Origin of the sequence: Mycolicibacter nonchromogenicus (assembly GCF_002101775.1) — a bacterium.
In the GTDB taxonomy this organism is placed as follows: domain Bacteria; phylum Actinomycetota; class Actinomycetes; order Mycobacteriales; family Mycobacteriaceae; genus Mycobacterium; species Mycobacterium nonchromogenicum.
In genome coordinates this window covers 25,512-45,018 of the sequence record NZ_LQPI01000060.1, presented here as the reverse complement: position 1 = coordinate 45,018, position 19,507 = coordinate 25,512, and the positions used below count along the sequence as shown (strand labels likewise).

At 67.8% G+C, this 19,507-nt stretch carries 16 protein-coding genes and 1 pseudogene; 13 read left to right on the top strand and 4 right to left on the bottom strand.

The features are described 5' to 3' along the window. Positions 1–3: 3 nt before the first annotated feature. The 10 genes from narH (at position 4) to AWC18_RS16170 (ending at position 10,252) form a co-directional block, all read left to right on the top strand. Positions 4–1,611 carry a nitrate reductase subunit beta gene (narH, locus tag AWC18_RS16215; protein ID WP_085139387.1) on the top strand — a complete coding sequence of 536 codons (1,608 nt, stop codon included), beginning with the start codon at positions 4–6 and terminating at the stop codon, positions 1,609–1,611. Beyond that, positions 1,608–2,276 (top strand): nitrate reductase molybdenum cofactor assembly chaperone, encoded by a 669-nt coding sequence (gene narJ, locus AWC18_RS16210; RefSeq protein ID WP_064998940.1) that lies wholly within the window; start codon positions 1,608–1,610, stop codon positions 2,274–2,276. The genes narH and narJ overlap by 4 nt, the downstream gene beginning before the upstream one ends. Next, positions 2,273–3,016 carry a respiratory nitrate reductase subunit gamma gene (gene narI, locus AWC18_RS16205; RefSeq protein WP_064998941.1) on the top strand — a complete coding sequence of 248 codons (744 nt, stop codon included), beginning with the start codon at positions 2,273–2,275 and terminating at the stop codon, positions 3,014–3,016. The genes narJ and narI overlap by 4 nt, the downstream gene beginning before the upstream one ends. Continuing rightward, complete coding sequence (locus AWC18_RS16200; protein ID WP_082961196.1) at positions 3,013–3,387, top strand: DUF732 domain-containing protein; 375 nt, start codon at positions 3,013–3,015, stop codon at positions 3,385–3,387. The genes narI and AWC18_RS16200 overlap by 4 nt, the downstream gene beginning before the upstream one ends. 67 nt (positions 3,388–3,454) lie before the next feature. Next, positions 3,455–3,844 carry a MarR family winged helix-turn-helix transcriptional regulator gene (locus AWC18_RS16195; RefSeq protein ID WP_064998942.1) on the top strand — a complete coding sequence of 130 codons (390 nt, stop codon included), beginning with the start codon at positions 3,455–3,457 and terminating at the stop codon, positions 3,842–3,844. Between the two features lie 51 nt (positions 3,845–3,895). After that, positions 3,896–5,782, top strand: a complete 1,887-nt coding sequence (gene typA, locus AWC18_RS16190) for a translational GTPase TypA (RefSeq protein ID WP_064998943.1) — start codon at positions 3,896–3,898, stop codon at positions 5,780–5,782. Between the two features lie 63 nt (positions 5,783–5,845). Continuing rightward, positions 5,846–7,744 carry an ABC transporter family substrate-binding protein gene (locus tag AWC18_RS16185; RefSeq protein WP_109560111.1) on the top strand — a complete coding sequence of 633 codons (1,899 nt, stop codon included), beginning with the start codon at positions 5,846–5,848 and terminating at the stop codon, positions 7,742–7,744. A gap of 101 nt (positions 7,745–7,845) precedes the next feature. Beyond that, positions 7,846–8,730, top strand: a complete 885-nt coding sequence (locus AWC18_RS16180; protein WP_082961197.1) for a hypothetical protein — start codon at positions 7,846–7,848, stop codon at positions 8,728–8,730. Positions 8,731–8,780: 50 nt separating this feature from the next. Beyond that, entirely contained in the window at positions 8,781–9,686 is a 906-nt protein-coding gene (gene mshB / locus AWC18_RS16175) for an N-acetyl-1-D-myo-inositol-2-amino-2-deoxy-alpha-D-glucopyranoside deacetylase (RefSeq protein ID WP_085139386.1), read from the top strand. A gap of 170 nt (positions 9,687–9,856) precedes the next feature. Then, entirely contained in the window at positions 9,857–10,252 is a 396-nt protein-coding gene (locus AWC18_RS16170; RefSeq protein ID WP_234806561.1) for a hypothetical protein, read from the top strand. A 13-nt stretch (positions 10,253–10,265) separates the two neighbouring features. Here the strand turns inward: AWC18_RS16170 and AWC18_RS16165 are convergent, their stop codons facing one another. Then, complete coding sequence (locus AWC18_RS16165) at positions 10,266–10,952, bottom strand: hypothetical protein (RefSeq protein ID WP_133055002.1); 687 nt, start codon at positions 10,950–10,952, stop codon at positions 10,266–10,268. A 319-nt stretch (positions 10,953–11,271) separates the two neighbouring features. Between AWC18_RS16165 and AWC18_RS16160 the strand changes: the two genes are divergently transcribed. After that, positions 11,272–13,863 (top strand): bifunctional FO biosynthesis protein CofGH, encoded by a 2,592-nt coding sequence (locus AWC18_RS16160; RefSeq protein WP_234806560.1) that lies wholly within the window; start codon positions 11,272–11,274, stop codon positions 13,861–13,863. A gap of 94 nt (positions 13,864–13,957) precedes the next feature. On the opposite strand, the gene AWC18_RS16155 is transcribed toward AWC18_RS16160, so the two are convergent. Together AWC18_RS16155 and AWC18_RS16150 are read right to left on the bottom strand one after the other, a co-directional pair. Continuing rightward, positions 13,958–15,985, bottom strand: coding sequence for an NADPH-dependent 2,4-dienoyl-CoA reductase (locus AWC18_RS16155; protein WP_085139383.1), 2,028 nt, complete (start codon positions 15,983–15,985; stop codon positions 13,958–13,960). A gap of 25 nt (positions 15,986–16,010) precedes the next feature. Further along, complete coding sequence (locus AWC18_RS16150) at positions 16,011–16,559, bottom strand: PadR family transcriptional regulator (RefSeq protein WP_064998946.1); 549 nt, start codon at positions 16,557–16,559, stop codon at positions 16,011–16,013. Positions 16,560–16,706: 147 nt separating this feature from the next. Between AWC18_RS16150 and dapC the strand changes: the two genes are divergently transcribed. Then, positions 16,707–17,810, top strand: coding sequence for a succinyldiaminopimelate transaminase (gene dapC / locus AWC18_RS16145; protein ID WP_085139382.1), 1,104 nt, complete (start codon positions 16,707–16,709; stop codon positions 17,808–17,810). Between the two features lie 8 nt (positions 17,811–17,818). Here dapC and AWC18_RS16140 read toward each other — a convergent pair. Continuing rightward, positions 17,819–18,442 (bottom strand): annotated as a pseudogene (locus AWC18_RS16140) (GmrSD restriction endonuclease domain-containing protein); the annotation flags it as partial. Between the two features lie 162 nt (positions 18,443–18,604). Here AWC18_RS16140 and AWC18_RS16135 point away from each other — a divergent pair. After that, positions 18,605–19,507, top strand: coding sequence for a pseudouridine-5'-phosphate glycosidase (locus AWC18_RS16135; protein ID WP_064998948.1), 903 nt, complete (start codon positions 18,605–18,607; stop codon positions 19,505–19,507).

Sequence of the window (19,507 nt, the reverse complement as noted above, 5' to 3'; positions counted from 1 at the left end):
GCGATGAAAGTAATGGCGCAGATGGCCATGGTGATGAACCTGGACAAATGTATTGGCTGCCATACCTGTTCGGTGACCTGCAAACAGGCCTGGACCAACCGCGAGGGAACCGAATACGTCTGGTTCAACAATGTCGAAACCCGCCCCGGCGGTGGCTATCCGCGGACCTACGAAGACCAGAGCCACTGGAAGGGCGGTTGGACGCTCGACAAGAAGGGCCGGCTGCGTCTGCTGGCCGGCGGCCGCTACCACAAGCTGCTGAACATCTTCGCCAACCCCAACCTGCCGGGGTTGAAGGACTACTACGAGCCGTGGACCTACGACTACGAGAACCTGACAGCCGCTCCGCTGGGCGACACCATTCCGGTTGCGGCGCCCAAGAGTTCGATCACCGGCGAACCGATGAAGATCCAGTGGGGACCCAACTGGGACGACAATCTCGCTGGGGCGCCCGAGACGCTGGCCAATGACCCGATCCTGGCGAAGGTCAGTGACCAGGTCAAAAGCGAGTTCGAAGAGACCTTCATGTTCTACCTACCGCGGATCTGTGAGCACTGCCTGAATCCGTCATGCGTGGCGTCGTGCCCGACCGGGGCCATCTACAAGCGCGAGGAAGACGGCATCGTGCTGGTCGACCAGGACCGCTGTCGTGGCTGGCGGCTGTGCGTTTCGGGATGTCCTTACAAGAAGGTGTACTTCAACCACAAGACCGGCAAGGCCGAGAAGTGCCATTTCTGTTATCCGCGTATCGAAGTCGGCCTGCCGACGGTGTGCTCGGAGACCTGCGTGGGCCGGCTGCGCTACATCGGACTGGTGCTGTACGACGCAGACAAGGTGCTCGAAGCGGCCTCGGTCGCCGACGACACCGACCTGTATGAGGCACAACGCGCAGTGTTCCTAGACCCGACCGACCCGCAGGTGATCGCGGGCGCGCGGGCCGGGGGCATCTCCGACGCCTGGATCCAGGCCGCGCAACGATCGCCGATCTACGCGCTGATCAACACCTTTCAGGTGGCGTTGCCTCTGCACCCGGAATACCGGACCATGCCGATGGTCTGGTACATCCCGCCGCTGTCTCCCGTCGTCGATGCCGTCAGCCGCGACGGGCACGACGGCGAAGACCTGGGCAACCTCTTCGGGGCGCTTTCAGCACTGCGAATCCCGATGGCCTACCTCGCAGAACTGTTCACCGCGGGTGACACAGGCGTAGTCGAGGGCGTGCTGCGACGGCTTGCCGCGATGCGCTCCTACATGCGTGACATCAGCCTGGGCCGCGAGACCCAACCGCACATACCAGCCTCGGTCGGCATGACCGAGGAAGAGATGTACAACATGTACCGCCTCCTCGCGATCGCGAAATACGAAGAGCGTTACGTGATTCCCACCGCCTACAGCCAACAGGCCCATGACCTCGAACACCTGGGTTGCTCGATCACCGGCGGTCCTCAGGGGTACGGCGAGGATCCCTTCGTCAGCGCCGATGACGTCGCGAAGTCCTCGTTCCATCTGGTCGAGAACGGGCCTGCGCAGCGGCCACGGGGCCGGACCAACCTGCTCAACTGGGGCGGGGGAGAGCGGGCCGTGCCGGAGATGTTCCCGGAGCACCAGTGAAGCGATTCATTCACTCCCTGCGACGCCCACCCGGCGGTCCTGCCGACCGGGCGGTGTGGCAGGCGGCCTCGCTGCTGCTGTCCTACCCGGACGAGCAGCTGCCCCAGCGGCTCGACACCGTCGAGGCGTTGCTCGCTCACGCCGAGGAGTCGGCGGCGAACCTGTTGCGGCGCACGGTGGCTGCGCTGCGCGCAGCAGACCCGATGACCGCCGCAGTCGACTACGTCGAGACCTTCGACATGCGGCGCCGCTCCACGATGTTTCTGACCTACTGGACCGGCGGTGACACCCGCAACCGCGGGATGCAGATGCTGGCTTTCGCCACCGCCTACCGCGAGGCCGGCGCCGAGCCGCCCGCGGGGGAGGCTCCAGATCACCTGCCGGTGGTGCTGGAGTTCGCCGCGACGGTGGATCCGCAGGCCGGCCGTCGGCTGCTGCTGGCGCACCGCGCGCCGATCGACGTGCTGCACCGTGCATTGAACCAAGCGGGGTCGCCGTACGCCTTCGCTGTGGGCGCAGTCTGCCGGACGCTGCCGGCGGCTACCGATCAGGAGGTGCAGGACGTGAGTCAGCTGATGGCGTCCGGGCCGCCGGCAGAAGCTGTTGGGCTGCAGCCCTTCACGGCGGCCGTATCGCTCGGGATGCCGAAGGTGCCGACCCGATGAGCGACGCGGTCAGCGCCGGGGAGCTGTGGTGGGACATCGTGCCGTACTTCGTGATGGCCGTGGCGGGTGTCGCCACCTGGTGGCGATACAAGTACGACAAGTTCGGGTGGACCACCCGCTCGTCGCAGCTGTACGAGTCCAAGCTGCTGCGGATCGGCAGCCCGATGTTCCACTTCGGCAGCTTCGTGGTGATCGCCGGGCACATCATCGGGCTCTTCGTCCCGGAGTCCTGGACCGAAGCGCTGGGCTTGAGCGATCGGCTCTATCACCTGCAGGCGCTGATCCTGGGCCTGCCCGCCGGCATCGCCACGCTGGTCGGGGTCGGGCTGCTGATCTACCGGCGCCGCACCGAGCGCTCGGTGTTCAAGGCCACCAGTGTCAACGACAAGCTGATGTACGCGGTGCTGGTGTGTGCGCTGGTAGCCGGAATGAGCTGCACCCTGATGGGCACCACCGCGTACGGCGAGGCGCACGACTACCGGCAGACGGTCTCGGTGTGGTTCCGGTCGATCTTCACGCTCGATCCACGCGGAGATCTGATGCTGCAGGCGCCGCTCTATTACCAAATTCACGTCGTGATTGCGTTGACATTGTTTGCGCTGTGGCCTTTCACTCGTCTGGTACACGCATTCAGTGCGCCGATCGGATATCTGTTTCGGCCGTACATCGTCTACCGCAGCCGCGACGTCGCAAGGAGGAATCAACCGATGGGCTCACGACCGCAAAGGAGGGGCTGGTGAAGATCCGCGCAGCGCTGTTCGGCGCGCTTGGCTGTGTCTGCCTCGCGGTGCCGGCTCATGCCGAACCCCCTGCACCCGCCGAGCTCACCGACACCGACAACACTTTCCTGGTGTCGCTGCAGGCGGCCGGTATCACCTACAAAAGCCCCGATCAGGCCATCAACGCGGCAAAAGTGGTGTGCGGGCTCATCGCCGACGGCAAGCCCAGCCCGAAAGTGCTTGAGGGTCTCAAGGCCAACAACCCCGGCCTGACGACCGAGCACGGTTCCCAGTTCGTGGGAATCGCCGCTCAGGTGTACTGCCCCGATCAGCTGGTGCAATCCGCCACTAAGGGGCTGGAGGAATCGGCCATCGAAGGGGCCGGCGGCTGAGATCTCGATCACGGCACAGCTGAGCTGGGCTGCGCGCGACGTCGGGCGGCAGCATAAAGTTACCTATGTGTCACTGCCTGACGAGGTCTATGCCCGGCTGCTCGCGTTCCGCACGCGGCTGCGGCGCTTTGAACGGTGGAGCGCCGATCAGGCGCAAGCAGCCGGACTCACCCCTGCGCAACACCAGTTGCTGCTGGCGATCCGCGGCCACAGCGACTCGCGCGGCCCGACAGTCGGCGACATCGCGGATTATCTGCTGCTGCGCCACCACAGCGCCGGAGAGCTGATCCAGCGGGCCGAAGCCGCAGGCTTGGTCACCCGGGTCCGCGACGCCGGCGACCAGCGGGTGATCAGGCTGCAGCTCACCGAAACGGCGGCGCAGTGCCTGCAATCGCTGACCGAACTGCACCTCAAGGAGCTCGAAAGGTTCTCCGCGGATTCCCCCCTGGGGCTGTGACGTGGCTTTCACGTTTTCGCGATTGACAGGGTGCGCTGGCAGAATCGCCCGGTGAACTTTCGTAACGTCGCCATCGTCGCGCACGTAGACCACGGCAAGACGACTCTGGTCGACGCCATGCTCCGCCAGTCCGGGGCCCTCCAACAGCGCGGCGATGACGCCAAAGAGCGCATCATGGACTCCGGTGACCTGGAGCGGGAAAAAGGCATCACGATCCTGGCCAAGAACACGGCCGTGCATCGCCACAATCCTGACGGGACCGTCACCATCATCAACGTGATCGACACCCCGGGCCACGCCGACTTCGGCGGCGAGGTGGAGCGCGGGCTGTCCATGGTCGACGGCGTAGTCCTGCTGGTCGACGCGTCCGAGGGGCCGCTGCCGCAGACCCGATTCGTGCTGCGCAAGGCGCTGGCCGCTCATCTGCCGGTGATCCTGGTGGTCAACAAGACCGACCGGCCCGACGCCCGCATCGCCGCGGTGGTCGACGCCAGCCATGACCTGCTGCTCGACGTGGCCAGCGACCTCGACGACGACGCGCAGGCCGCCGCCGAGCACGCCCTGGGCCTGCCGACGCTCTACGCCTCCGGCCGTGCCGGGGTGGCCAGCACCACCGCCCCCGCCGACGGCTCCATTCCGGACGGCGACAACCTCGACCCGCTGTTCGACGTGCTGCTCGAGCACGTCCCGCCGCCGTCGGGCGACCCGGAGGCGCCGCTGCAGGCGCTGGTCACCAACCTGGATGCCTCGCCATTCCTGGGCCGACTGGCGTTGATCCGGGTCTACAACGGCCGCATCCGCAAGGGCCAGCAGGTCGCCTGGATGCGTGAGGTCGACGGCGAACCGGTGACCACCACCGCGAAGATCACCGAGCTGCTGGTCACCGTGGGTGTCGAACGCACCCCGACCGAGGAGGCCGGCGCCGGGGACATCGTCGCCGTCGCCGGTATCAGCGACATCATGATCGGTGACACCCTGGCCGATCTGGCCGCACCGGTCGCATTGCCGCGCATCACCGTCGACGAGCCGGCGATCTCGGTGACCATCGGCACCAACTCCTCACCGCTGGCCGGCAAGGTCTCCGGGCACAAGCTGACCGCGCGGATGGTCAAGTCACGGCTGGACACCGAGCTGATCGGCAACGTGTCGATCCGGGTGGTCGACATCGGCCGTCCCGACGCCTGGGAGGTGCAGGGCCGTGGCGAGCTGGCGCTGGCCATCCTCGTCGAGCAGATGCGCCGCGAGGGTTTCGAGCTGACCGTCGGCAAGCCGCAGGTGGTGACCAAGAAGATCGACGGCAAGGTGCACGAGCCGTTCGAGCACCTGACCGTCGACTGTCCCGAGGAGTACGTCGGCGCCATCACTCAGCTGGCGGCAGCCCGCAAAGGCCGGATGACCGAGATGGCCAACCACACCACCGGGTGGGTGCGCATGGAGTTCATCATCCCCAGCCGTGGTCTGATCGGTTGGCGCACCGACTTTCTCACCGAGACTCGCGGCACCGGCATCGCCAATGCGGTGTTCGAGGGCTACCAGCCGTGGGCCGGCGAGATTCGCGCTCGGCACACCGGGTCGCTGGTCAGTGACCGGGCCGGGACCATCACCCCGTTCGCACTGATCCAGTTGGCCGACCGTGGGCAGTTCTTCGTCGAACCGGGCCAGGACACCTATCAGGGCATGGTGGTCGGGATCAACCCGCGCGCCGAGGACCTCGACATCAACGTCACCAAGGAGAAGAAGCTCACCAACATGCGGTCGTCGACGGCCGATGTGATGGAGACGCTGGCCCGTCCGATCGAGCTCGATCTGGAGCAGGCGATGGAGTTCTGCGCGGCCGACGAATGCGTCGAGGTCACCCCAGAGGTGGTCCGGGTCCGCAAGGTCGAATTGGATGCCACGCTGCGGGCGCGCAGCCGCTCGCGGGCCAAGAACCAGTAGTCGGGCGCGGTTTTGCGCGCTGCTCGACGGTCTTCGCGCCACGACCGCCGCCCAGATACCCTGGTGGCCGTGCCGAAATCTGTCCGCCGCGCCCGTATCACGGCCGGCGCACTGGTTTCGGTGACGATGCTGGTGCTGACGCAGGCGTGCACGGTCAATCCGCCGCCGGCGCCGCAGAGCACCGAAACTCCCAAGAGCGCGGTGCCGCCTCCGCAGCGGATCAGCCAGATCATCATGGGCATCGATTCGATCGGCGCCGGTTTCAATCCGCATCTGCGTTCAGACCTGTCGGCGGTCACCGCCGCGATCAGCGCGTTGGTGCTGCCCAGCGCGTTTCGGCCCATCCCGGACGCCAGCACCCCCACCGGCTCGCGGTGGGAGATGGACCCGACCCTGCTGGTGTCGGCCGCGGTGACGTCCGAGGAGCCGTTCACGGTGACCTACCGGATCCGGCCCGAGGCGTCCTGGACCGACAACGCGCCGATAGCCGCCGACGACTTCTGGTACCTGTGGCAGCAGATGGTCACCCAGCCCGGTGTCGTCGATCCGGCGGGCTATGACCTGATCACCGGTGTGCACTCCGTCGAAGGCGGCAAGCAGGTGGTGGTCACTTTCGCCAAGCCGTACCCGGCATGGCGGGAGCTGTTCAGCAACATCCTGCCCGCACACATCGTCAAGGACGTGCCCGGCGGTTTCCCGGCCGGTCTGGCCCGGGCACTGCCGGTCACCGGCGGCCAGTTCCGGGTGGAGAACATCGACCCGCAGCGCGACGCGATCCTGCTGGCCCGCAACGACCGCTACTGGGGCCCGCCGGCCAAACCGGACCTGGTCCTGTTCCGCCGTGCTGGGTCCGCCGCTGCACTGGCCGATTCCATGCGCAACGGTGACACCCAGGTCGCCCAGGTGCACGGCGGCTCGGCGGCGTTCGCTCAGCTCTCGGTGATCCCGGGAGTACAGACCGCCCGGGTGGTCACGCCGCGAGTCATGCAGCTCGCGCTGCGCGCATCGGAGCCCAAGCTGGCCGATGTGCGGGTGCGCCGGGCCATTCTGGGACTGCTCGACGTCGGCCTGTTGGCGACGGTGGGTGCCGGCAGTGACAACACGGTCACCTTGGACCAGGCGCAGATCCGCACCCCCAGCGACCCCGGCTACGTGCCCACGGCGCCACCGGCGATGTCCGAAGCGGCCGCCCTGGCGCTGCTGCAGGCGGCCGGCTACCGCGTCGAAAAGGATGCGCCCCCGTCCGCGCTGGTTCCCCCGGTGGGCTCTACCACCGGCATGCCCCACCCGCCGGAGATCACCCGGGGACGGATCAGCAAGGGCGGAGAACAACTGTCGCTGGTCATCGGGGTGGCGGCCAACGATCCCACCTCACAGGCCGTGGCCAACACCGCTGCCGACCAATTGCGCAACGTCGGCCTTGCCGCCACGGTTCTCGCGCTGGACCCGGTGAAGCTTTACCGGGAAGCGCTGGCCACCCACCAGGTCGATGCGATCGTCGGCTGGCAGCAGGCCGGCGGTGACTTGGCGACGCTGCTGGCGTCGCGGTACGGCTGCGGTGCGCTGGCTCCCACGACGGTGCCGGCGGCGGGCAGCCCCACGCCGACTCCCTCGGCGACTCCGGCCTCGCAGTCTCCGGCGCCGACCTCGACCACCGCGAAGGTTCCGCCGCCCCCGCCGCCGCCGGCGCCTAAGGCGCTGGTACAGGCGCCGTCGAACGTCACCGGTGTCTGTGACCACGCCATTCAGGCCGAGATCGATGCGGCCCTCGACGGCAGCAAATCCATCAACGATGTGATCGCCTCCGTGGAGCCCCGACTGTGGAACATGGCGACCGTGTTGCCGATTCTGCAGGACACCACGATCGTGGCTGTCGGGCCGACCGTGGCCAACGTCGGCCTGACCGGGGCGGTACCGGTCGGGATCGTCGGCGACGCCGGAAACTGGGTCAAACTCCGTTAGCGGTACCACCCCTGAACCACCGTTAACGAATCCTTGCGCACAGGCAATTCTTGGGTAAGATTAAGCAACCTGCGCGGGACTCGTCGGAGGGGGCATTGTCAATGGAATACCTCACTCACCGCTGGGCCACAGTGACGGTCGCAGCTCTGGGTGTCGGCAGCCTGGTCGCAGTGCTGACGTCGATGACCCCCGCCCTGCCCGATGTTCAGATTCGTGAAATCGACCTGACCGCGGTGAACATCGACGTAACTCCTTCTCTCGACATCATCGAGAATCACGTCCGCCCGGACATCGTCGGCAGCGTCGGTGCGGAAGCCGAGTACATCAACGTGGGCTCTTTGATCTTCGGCAATGGGGATGACGCCTATGGAACCGGCGCCACATTCGATGCGGGTGTGGTGGACGAATCTGTGGTGAATGAGCTGCTCGGGGGGAGCTTCGACCCGCAGAACCTGCCGATCGGGGTGCCATTCACCCCCGACCTGGCTGGGTTGGAACTCCCGTCTGCCGGAGTGTTCGGTGGCGGCAGCGGGCAGGCGGTCAATGCTGCAGCGGCCGACGTGGCAGCTAACTTCAGCTTCATCCTGCAGGCCCTCCCGGACACGCAGCAGGCGTTGAACTCCTCCATCATCGCGATGGAGGCGGAGTTCAACAGGGCCCTGGTGGAGGCGCAGATGGCCGCTGCCGAGCGGCTGTTCGGCGACAACCCTGAGTTCGACGACCTGGTGAACTGGATCTTCAGCCTCAACAACTCGGTGCTGGCGCAGAACGAGGCCGCGTTCAACACCATGTTGGGCATCAGCTACAACCCGCAGGACACCCTGCTCGGCCACTTCGACCCGGAGATCCTCAACGCCGACTGGACGACCATGCTCGGGTTCAGTCCGGACCAGGTCAACCAGGTCGTCGACGCGATCCAAGATGACAACCTGTCGTTGCTGTTGGGCAGCATCGACTGGGATTGGCTGCTCGACGGGCTGTTCTGATCGGATCTGGCCAGCCGGCCCGTTCGGCCGTGCGGCGGTAGGGTTTCGGCGTGTCGGATCCGATTCCACGATTGCTGTTCGTGCATGCCCACCCCGATGACGAAACTCTGACGACCGGGGCGACGATCGCCCATTATGCCGCGCGTGGCGCCGACGTGCATGTGGTGACCTGCACGCTCGGGGAGGAAGGCGAGGTCATCGGGGACCGTTGGGCGCACCTGGCGGTGGACGGCGCCGACCAGCTGGGCGGTTACCGGATAAGTGAGCTGACCGCAGCGCTGCGCGCGCTGGGAATCGGCGGGCCGGAGTTCCTCGGCGGCGCGGGCCGCTGGCGTGACTCGGGTATGACCGGCACTCCCGCGCGCCGACAGCAGCGGTTCATCGACGCCGACGATGCCGAGACCGTTTCAGCGCTGGCGGCCATCATCCGGACGCTTCGCCCACACGTGGTGGTCGGTTACGACCCGAACGGCGGGTACGGCCATCCCGATCACATCCACGCCCATCACGTCACCACGGCGGCGCTGGCCGCCGCAGCAGGGGAAGGGTGGTCCACGCCGAAGTTCTACTGGACGGTGACCGCCGGCAGCGCCCGGCGATCCGCCTTGGCAGCACTGCGCGACACCGATCGGCTGCCGCATTGGACGTTGCCGGCCGACGGGCCCGAGCAGGCGGTCGGGGACTTCCCGGATGAGCGGATCGACGCGGTGATCGAGGCACCGCAGGCTCGCGCGGCCAAGGTGGCAGCCATGAAGGCCCACGCCACCCAGATCACGGTCGGGCCGACCGGCCGGGCATTCGCGCTGTCGAACAACGTGGTTCAGCCGATCGTGGACACCGAGCATTACGTCTTGGTCGCCGGGGAGGCCGGTCCGCGCGACGCCCGGGGATGGGAAACCGATCTGCTGGCCGGACTTGAGCTCGAGGACGCGGCCCACAGGGTAGGCTCCTGCTGAGCACGTCCCGCAACGCAGAGGCAAGGCAGAGGTATGGATCCCGATCTGGACCCGAACTTGGAGCATTGGCAGTGGTGGCTCGACAGCTACCAGTGGATGGTCGGTTCGTTGGTCAGCCAGCTGGAGAGCATCCCCACTTGAGTTCAATCGCGTCGCTCACCGAGCCCGCGATGCCCACCGATCCGCCGGCATTCAACTTTGTCGTGCTGGCACTGCTCGCCGTTGATGGCGCGCTCTGCGCCGTGGCCACCGCGCTGCTGTTGCCCGCCCACCTCGGCACCGTTCCCTTTCCGCTCAGTGCTCTGATCGGGGGCCTGGTCAACGCCGGCCTGGTGTGGTTGGCGCAGCGCTGCACGACCTCGCTGCGGTTGGCGGTGCTGCCGCTGTGGACCTGGTTGCTGACCATCGCGCTGATGACCCTCGGCGGGCCGGGCGACGACCTGATTTTCGCCGACCGCGGCGTGATGGCCTATGGCGTGCTGCTGATGATCGTGCTCGGCAGCGCGCCGCCCGGCTGGCTGCTGTGGCGGCTCCGCCGGCCGGTGGCCACCCCGTCCAAGGGGTAGGCACCAGCCGGGGCTACCCGAGCAGGCTCAGCAGCGTCTCACTGACTTCCTCGACGAGTTCGCCGAGGTCGGACACACCGTCTCCCGGCGCACTGCCCTCAACTCCGAGCGGATCCGGGTCCACCCCGAACGTATCGAGATCGAATCCGAGCACGCTGACATCCGCCTCGAGCACATCGATGACGAGCCCCAGCGCATCGACGTTCAGGGCCGGTTCGGGTCCGCCGAAGTCCGCCGCAGCTACCTCTGCCAGCTCGGCGGCGAAGCCGGGGTCAGTGGCCTCGGCGTAATAGGGGTAATAGGGGTAGTACACGCCGCCTACGAGCAGTTGCCAAAGGATCGACTCAACGAAACTGATCGGAGTCCAGATCAATGACGCTGCCCACGGGCCGACGAAGGGAATCCAACTGACCGGTGTCAGCACCAGGCTGACGATCGAGTTGAACGCGTACAGCACGTCGGCAAAGAACCATTCGAGTCCGTAAAAGATCCCGGCCGCGTCCCCGACGGTGTCGTCGAGGGCGACTTCGGGAAATGCGAGGGAGTCCCAGGCCGCGAGCAGATCGGCTTTCGCGGTCAAGGCCGCCGGCGGAGCCTGAACATCGGCATGCGCTGCCGCCGGGACGACCGCGGGGGAAGCAGCGGCCACGCACGCTGCCGCAACCACGGACGTGAACCACGAGGACGCTGAGAATCTCATGACAACTCCTTACGTTCCGTCTAGTAAAAAACAGTTCGGAAAAGTTGTCAATGGACCGAGTTGCAAGATTCAAATACACCTAAGTGGGTGCGGGTCCCGAGATGGTAGGGATGAGCACTTCGCCAGCAGCGCCGCACCGTGGCTTGTGCAACCTCGGGGGAGTTCCGTGCTGCGGACCCCGGTGGCCGCAGCGGCGTTGCAGTGTCGCTGCCACGGCCGGTCCCACGTACCCTTGCTGCTGAATCGAGGAAGCGTGCCGGGGTCTGGAAAAGTATGGGATGTGCGGAATGAACAGCGAGCGGCGCAGGGTTATGGGGATGTGACGCTGACCCCGGATCTGCCCGATGCGTCGCCGCAGGCGGCAGGCCGGTCGGCACTGCGCCGTGTGCTGCGGCGGGCTCGCGACGGCGTGCCGTTGAATGTCGAGGAAACCGCGATCGCACTGACCGCGCGTGGCAGCGACCTGGCTGACCTGTGCGCGAGCGCCGCCCGCGTCAGAGACGCCGGTTTGGTGTCCGGTGGCCGGCGAGGGCCGGGTGGCCGGCTGCCGGTGAGTTACTCGCGCAAGGTCTTCACCCCGGTCACCCACCTGTGCCGCGACACCTGCCACTACTGCACCTTCGTCACCGTGCCCGGCGTACTGCGAGCGCAGGGCAAACAGATGTACCTGGGACCCGACGAGATCCTCGACATCGCCCGTCGCGGTGCCGACTTGGGTTGCAAGGAGGCGCTGTTCACCCTGGGCGACCGGCCGGAGGATCGCTGGCCCGAGGCGCGACAGTGGCTGGACGAGCGCGGCTATGACAGCACCCTGGCCTACGTACGGGCGATGGCCATCCTGGTGCTGGAGGAGACGGGTCTGCTGCCGCACCTGAATCCCGGGGTGATGAGCTGGTCGGAGATGTCACGACTCAAGCCGGTGGCGCCGTCGATGGGCATGATGCTCGAGACCACCTCCCGGCGACTGTTCGAGACCAAGGGCCTGGCCCACTACGGCAGCCCGGACAAAGATCCGGTGGTCCGCCTGCGCGTGCTGGCCGACGCGGGCCGACTCTCGATCCCGTTCACCACCGGCCTGTTGGTCGGCATCGGTGAGACGCTCGCCGAGCGTGCCGACACCTTGCACGCGATCCGAAAGGTGCACAAGGAGTTCGGGCACATTCAGGAAGTCATCGTGCAGAACTTCCGGGCCAAGGAGCACACCGCGATGGCGGCGGTGCCCGACACGGGATTCGAGGACTTCCTGGCCACCGTGGCGGTGGCCCGGCTGGTGCTGGGCCCCAAGATGCGGGTGCAGGCACCGCCCAACCTGGTGTCGGCCGACGAATGCCTGGCGCTGATCGGCGCCGGGGTCGATGACTGGGGCGGGGTGTCACCGCTGACCCCCGACCACGTCAATCCGGAGCGGCCCTGGCCGGCGCTGGACGACCTGGCCGCCATCACTGAACAGGCCGGCTACGACCTGGTGCAGCGGCTTACCGCTCAGCCCGACTACGTGCTGGCCGGTGCGGCGTGGATCGATCCGCGCGTGCGCCCGCACGTGGCGGCGCTGGCCGACCCGGACACCGGCTGGGCCCGCGACATCAATCCGGTCGGGCTGGCCTGGCAGGAGCCCGACGAGGTGCAGTCCGCCGGCCGGGTGGACCTGCACACCGCGATCGACGTCGACGGCCGCGCCACCGAGACGCGCAGTGATCTGGGCAGCGCCTTCGGGGACTGGGAGTCCATTCGCGAACAGATTCACCAACTGGCCGCTCGCGCGCCCGAACGCGTCGACACCGATGTTCTGGCCGCACTGCGATCCGCCGAGCGCGACCCGGGCGGTTGCACCGACGCCGAGTATCTGGCATTGGCCACCGCGGACGGCCCGGCGTTGGATGCCGTTGCCGCACTGGCAGACTCGTTGCGCCGCGACACGGTCGGTGACGACGTGACCTACGTGGTCAATCGCAACATCAACTTCACCAACATCTGCTACGTCGGCTGCCGGTTCTGCGCGTTCGCCCAGCGCAAGGGGGACGCCGACGCGTTCTCGCTGTCGAACGCCGAGGTCGGCGAACGCGCCTACGAGGCACATGTGGCGGGTGCCACCGAGGTCTGCATGCAGGGCGGCATCGATCCCGAGCTGCCCGTCACCGGATACGCCGATCTGGTGCGTGCGGTCAAGGCGCGGGTGCCGTCGATGCACGTGCACGCGTTCTCGCCGATGGAGATCACCAACGGGGTGTCCAAGAGCGGCTTGAGCGTTCGGGAATGGCTGATCAGCCTGCGCGAAGCGGGCCTCGGCAGTATTCCGGGCACCGCCGCTGAGATCCTCGACGACGAGATCCGCTGGGTGCTCACCAAAGGCAAGCTGCCGACCTCGATGTGGGTGGAGGTGGTCACCACCGCGCACGAGGTGGGGCTGCGGTCCAGTTCGACCATGATGTACGGCCACATCGACTCGCCGAAGCACTGGGTCGGACACCTGCGGGTGCTGCGCGGAATACAGGACCGCACCGGTGGTTTCACCGAGTTTGTGCCGCTGCCGTTCGTGCACCAGAGCTCGCCGCTGTACCTGGCCGGCGGGGCCCGGCCCGGACCGAGTCATCGCGACAACCGGGCGGTCCATGCGTTGGCGCGGATCATGCTGCACGGCCGGATCCCCAATATCCAGACCAGCTGGGTCAAGTTGGGGGTGGAGCGCACCCAGGTGATGCTCAACGGCGGCGCCAACGACCTGGGGGGCACCCTGATGGAGGAGACCATCTCGCGGATGGCCGGCTCCGAGCACGGGTCGGCCAAGACCATCGCGGAGCTGACGTCCATCGCCGAGGGCATCGGCCGCCCGGCGCGGCAGCGCACCACCGATTACGCTCCGGTGTCGTCGGTTGCGGCTGCCTCGTCCTTGAGATTGCAGCCAGGGTCGTAGGTTCGGCCGAATCGCAGCCCTGAGTGCAATCTCGGGGGGGTTGGCCCGGGCTGGCGAGGGTTGGCCGGCGCTACCTAGAGTTGGCCGGCGCTACCTAGAGACGGGCGGCCAGCTCGGTGCCCTGCTTGATGGCCCGCTTGGCGTCCAGCTCGGTCGCCAGCGCTGCACCGCCGATCACGTGCGGGCTCACGCCGCGGCTCCGCAGCTCGTCCTCGAGGTCGCGCACTGACTCCTGTCCGGCGCAGATCACCACGTTGTCCACCGCCAGCAGCTGCGGCCGTGACCTCTTCGGTCCGTAGCTGATGTGCAGGCCGTCGTCATCGATCCGCTCGTAGTTGACCCCGGAGAGCTGTTGGACCCCTTTGGCTTTCAACGACGCCCGGTGTACCCAGCCGGTGGTCTTGCCCAGCTTGCGGCCGTGGGCTCCCGCCGTGCGGGCCAACAGATAGACCTGGCGTGCCGGCGGCGCCGGATCCGGTGGCACCAGCGCGCCTCGGGCATCCCAGGGGTCGGCGGCGCCCCACTCGGCCTTCCACTCCTTGAGGTGCAGCGTCGGGGAGGACTCCGCATTCTCCACGACCAGAAACTCGCTGACGTCGAATCCGATTCCGCCGGCACCCACCACCGCCACCGAGGAGCCCACGGGTCTGCCCATGATCGCCTCGGCGTACGACATCACCATCGGATGTTCGATGCCGGGGATCGCAGGGATGCGCGGCGTGACGCCGGTGGCCAGCACCACCTCGTCGAAGCCGGTCAACTCCTCGACCCGGGCGCGGCTGCCCAGACATAGCGTGACCGCATACCTGTCCAGCATGGCGGTGTAGTAGCGGATCGTGCCGGCGAACTCTTCCTTGCCGGGAATCCTTCTGGCCAAGTCGAATTGGCCGCCGATATGTTCGTTCGCCTCGAACAGGGTCACCTGGTGACCGCGTTCGGCGGCCGAGACCGCCGCGGACAGCCCGGCCGGTCCGGCGCCCACCACCGCGACGCGACGGCGCCGTCGCACCGGACCGAGCACCAGCGTGGTTTCGTGACCTGCCCGGGGGTTGACCAGGCAGGAGACCTTCTTGTGTACGAAGGCGTGGTCGAGGCAGGCCTGGTTACACGCGATGCAGGTGTTGATCTCATCGGCGCGGCCGTCGGCGGCCTTGCGGACCCAGTCCGGGTCGGCCAGCATCGGGCGGGCCATCGAGACCAGGCGTACCGAGGTCTCGGCGAGGACCTGCTCGGCGGCCTGCGGCATGTTGATCCGGTTGGACGCCACCACCGGGATGGTGACGTGATCGGCCACCGCGCTGCTGATGTCGACGAACGCGTTGTTGGGGACCGATGTCACGATGGTCGGCACCCGCGCCTCGTGCCAGCCGAAGCCGGAGTTGATCATGGTGGCGCCGGCTTCCTCGACTTCGGTTGCCAGCGCCAGGATCTCCTCCCAACTCTGGCCGTCTGCGACGTAGTCGGCCATCGACATCCGGTAACAGATGATGAAGTCGTCGCCGACGGCCGCGCGCGTGCGGGCCACGATCTGCACCGGGAAGCGGCGCCGATTGGCGGGGCTGCCGCCGTAGGCATCCGAGCGTCGGTTGGTGCGCGGCGCCAGGAACTGGTTGAGCAGGTAACCCTCGCTGCCCATGATCTCGACGCCGTCATACCCGGCCTCGCGGGCCAGTTCGGCGGATCGGGCGAAGTCGGCGATCGTCGACTCGACTGCGCGCGTGGACAACGCCCTGGGCCGGAACGGATTGATGGGCGCCTTGATGCTCGACGCACTCACCGAAAACGGATGGTAGGCATAGCGTCCCGCGTGCAGAAGCTGCAGGGCGATCTTGCCGCCGGCATCGTGTACCGCACCGGTGATACGCCGGTGGCGTCGCGCGTCGGCGCGGGTGGTCATAGCTGAGGCGAACGGCAGCAGCCAACCCGACCGGTTCGGGGCGTAGCCGCCGGTGATGATCAGACCCACGCCGCCGCGAGCACGCGCCGCGAAGTATTCGGCCAGCCTGCCGGTGTCGCCGGCGCGGTCCTCCAGGCCGGTGTGCATCGAACCCATGACCACCCGGTTGGACAGCGTCGTGAAACCCAGGTCCAGCGGGGACATCAGGAGCGGGTAGGGATTCATGCGTTGCGCTGTCACATTGCCGCCTTCACCTCAGTGCCCGTTCGACCTCGTCGAGCCAGTCGATGGCGCTCTCTTCCGCGCGAATGCCGCCGCGCAACACCAGGTACTGATGCAACGCGGCACCCGTCAGGGATCCGGGATTCGGGAACTGCTTCTTCTCCAGTGCGCGGTAGACATCCAGTCGTTCGCCCCGTTCGGCGCGCAGGTCCACCGCCTGCGCGCGGACCGCGGCGCGATCGTGGTGGCCGGCGCCGCGGATCTTGACCGCCAGTTCGCGTAGCCGGTTGTCCACCACCGAACTTCCACGCCCGGCCAGCGGGGCGGCAATCCAGCGCGCCAGCTCCGCGCGGCCCGCCTCGGAGACGGTGTAGACCTTCTTGTCCGGTCGGCCCTGCTGGGCCACCTCGGTGACCTGCACCCAGCCGTCGGCCTCCATGGCTCGCAGCGTCCGGTAGATCTGCTGGTGGGTGGCGCTCCAGAAATAGCCGATCGAGCGGTCGAAGCGGTGCGCGAGCTCATAGCCCGAACCCGACTGTTCGCTCAGCGACACCAGGATCGCGTGCGGAAGGCCCACGCGGGAAGCATAGGCAGCCGCGAACGGACTATGCAACTAGTTGCACAGCAACTGAGTGCATAGCGGGCGATGAGCCGTGCTGGTCGCGACGTCACAGCGGCCTCTACTATCAGGACCGATGAAACCGCCCCGCGTCGCCGCCGCCTCATGAGTCCCGTCCGCGGCAGATCGGCCGCACTGCCGACATTTCCGTGGGACACCCTGGCCGAGGCGACGGCGCTGGCCAAGGCGCACCCGGACGGCATCGTGGACCTGTCCGTCGGCACCCCGGTCGACCCGGTCGCCCCGGTCATCCGTGAAGCACTGGCTGCGGCATCCTCGTCGCCCGGGTATCCCACCACCGCCGGCACCGCGGCGCTGCGCGCCTCGGCGGTCGCCGCCCTGGAACGGCGCTACGAGATCACCGGCCTGGCGGAGTCGGCGGTGCTGCCCGTCATCGGCACCAAGGAACTCATCGCCTGGCTGCCGAGCCTGCTCGGCCTCGGAGACCAGGACGAGGTGGTGGTCCCCGAGCTGGCCTACCCGACCTACGAAGTGGGCGCCCGACTGGCCGGCGCCCGATGGGTGCGCAGCGATACGCCGCACCTGCGCGACGGTCCGCCGCCGGCCCTGGTGTACCTCAACTCGCCGAGCAACCCGACCGGGGCGATCGCGACCGCCGACGAGCTGCGCACCGTCGTGGGCTGGGCCCGCGAGCATGACGTCCTGGTGGTCTCCGATGAGTGCTACCTGGGCCTGGGCTGGGACGCCCCACCACTGTCGGTGCTGCACCCGGCGGTGTGCGACGGTGACCACCGCGGCCTGCTGGCAGTGCATTCGCTGTCGAAGACCTCCTCGCTGGCGGGCTACCGAGCCGGCTTCGTGGCCGGGGACGCCGCGGTGGTGGCCGAGCTGCTCGCAGTACGCAAACACGCCGGGATGATGGTGCCCACCCCGATCCAGGCGGCCATGGTCGCCGCGCTCGACGACGACGCGCACGAGCACGAACAGCGCGAGCGCTACGCCCGCCGCCGCGCGACGCTGCTGCCGGCGATGCAGGCGGCAGGCTTCACCATCGAGCTGTCTGCGGGCGGGCTCTATCTGTGGGCCACGCGCGGTGAGCCGTGCCGGGACACCGTCGACTGGCTGGCGCAACGCGGCATCCTGGTGGCGCCCGGCGAGTTCTACGGGCCGGCCGGCGCGCAGTACGTGCGGGCGGCGCTCACCGCCACCGACGAACGGATCGCTGCGGCGGCGGCCCGGCTGGGTTAGCTTGGCGGCGAGCCGCATTCGCCGGTGAGAATCCGCTCGATCGCATCGTGCTCGGCCTGCGTCACCCAGAGGCCGTAAGCGGCCTTCACCCTCACGATCCGGGAGACGTAGGTGCAGCGGTAGGACTTGTCGGGCGGCAGCCAGGTGGCTGCGTCGCCGTCACCCTTCTGCTCGTTGACGGGCCCGCTGGTGGCCTGCAGGTTCTCCGGATCGTTGGCGAAGTTGCGGCGGGTGAGCTCATCCCACTGCTGGGCGCCCTTCTGCCAGGCGTCCGACAACGCCACGACATGGTCGATCTGCACCATCTGGGAGGTGCCCCGGCCGCGCTGGAATGGGATCGCGGTGCCGGTGTAGGAATCGTGCAGGACACCGGACATCACCACGCAGTCAGCGGTGCCCGGCTTGAACTCGATGTCGACCAGGTCGCGGCGCAGGATGTCGTTGCGGGTGTCGCAGCCGTTGTGCCCGCCGGGCACCGTGACGTCATCGCTCCACGCCTGGCCGAACAGGGCGCGTGAGTAGCCGGTTCTGGGTGCGCGGCCCTTGATCGGCAGCCCGTTGAGCATGGCCAGTTCGGGCGACCGGTCGGCGGCGCCGACCGGACCCGGGTCGGCCGCGGCCGGGGCCGCGATCAGCAGGGCAGCGGTGAGCGCGGCGAACCACCCCGGCCACCTGCGTTGCTGGTCGACCACGACACTCCACTCCGCCGCATGAACCTGAACAGTCGCGGACGCTACCAGCGTGGCCCGACACGAGCGATGCACGCCAGACGTCGTCCGCCATAGGCTGAGCGGATGCGCATCCATCCCGAGGTCGCCGAGGCGTTGGACGCCGGTCGGGCCGTGGTGGCGTTGGAGAGCACCATCATCAGCCACGGTCTGCCACGCCCCGACAATCTGCGCATCGCCCGAGAGATCGAGCAGTCCGTGCGTTCGGCGGGCGCGGTACCGGCCACCATCGCGATCCTCGACGGTCAGCCGCACATCGGCCTGGACGATGACGCGCTGCACCGCATCGCCACCGGCGGTACGGCGATCAAGGTCAGCGTCCGCGAGATCGCGATGCTGGCCGCGGTGGCCGGGGATGGTGCCACCACGGTCGCCGCGACCGCGCACCTGGCGGCGAGGGCGGGCATCACGGTGTTCGCCACCGGTGGGCTGGGCGGGGTACACCGCGGTGCGCGGGACAGTTACGACGAATCCGCGGACCTGACCACCCTGTCGCGCACTCCGGTGCTGGTGGTGTGCTCGGGTGTGAAGTCGATCCTGGACATCGGCGCCACGTTGGAGCGGTTGGAGACGCTGTCGGTGGGGGTGATCGGCTACCGCACCGACCGCTTTCCGGCCTTCTACCTCGCCGACTCCGGATTCTCGCTGGACTGGTGGGTCCAGACGCCGAAGCAGGCCGCCGCGGTGCTGCGCGCTCGTGACCGGCTGGGCACCGACCGCTTCGGGCTGGTGCTGGCCAACCCGATCCCCGCTGAGGCCGAGCTCGACCGTGAGTTGCATGACCGGGTGCTGGCCGACGGACTGGCCGCCGCCCAAGCAGCGGACGTGCACGGCAAGGACGTCACGCCGTTCCTGCTAGATTACTTTCACCGCGAGACGCACGGCGCATCGGTGTCCGCCAACGTCGCTCTGGTGCTGGCCAACGCGCGGCTGGCCGGCGAGATCGCGGTGGCCTATGCGGGCAGCTAG

Bases quoted from the DNA above. Each gene is read 5' to 3' on its own strand.
- narH (WP_085139387.1), top strand. From the start codon at position 4: ATGAAAGTAATGGCGCAGATGGCCATGGTGATGAACCTGGACAAATGT.
- AWC18_RS16135 (WP_064998948.1), top strand. From the start codon at position 18,605: ATGCGCATCCATCCCGAGGTCGCCGAGGCGTTGGACGCCGGTCGGGCC.
- narI (WP_064998941.1), top strand. From the start codon at position 2,273: ATGAGCGACGCGGTCAGCGCCGGGGAGCTGTGGTGGGACATCGTGCCG.
- AWC18_RS16170 (WP_234806561.1), top strand. From the start codon at position 9,857: ATGCCCACCGATCCGCCGGCATTCAACTTTGTCGTGCTGGCACTGCTC.
- AWC18_RS16165 (WP_133055002.1), bottom strand. From the start codon at position 10,952: ATGAGATTCTCAGCGTCCTCGTGGTTCACGTCCGTGGTTGCGGCAGCG.
- AWC18_RS16180 (WP_082961197.1), top strand. From the start codon at position 7,846: ATGGAATACCTCACTCACCGCTGGGCCACAGTGACGGTCGCAGCTCTG.
- AWC18_RS16155 (WP_085139383.1), bottom strand. From the start codon at position 15,985: ATGAATCCCTACCCGCTCCTGATGTCCCCGCTGGACCTGGGTTTCACG.
- dapC (WP_085139382.1), top strand. From the start codon at position 16,707: ATGAGTCCCGTCCGCGGCAGATCGGCCGCACTGCCGACATTTCCGTGG.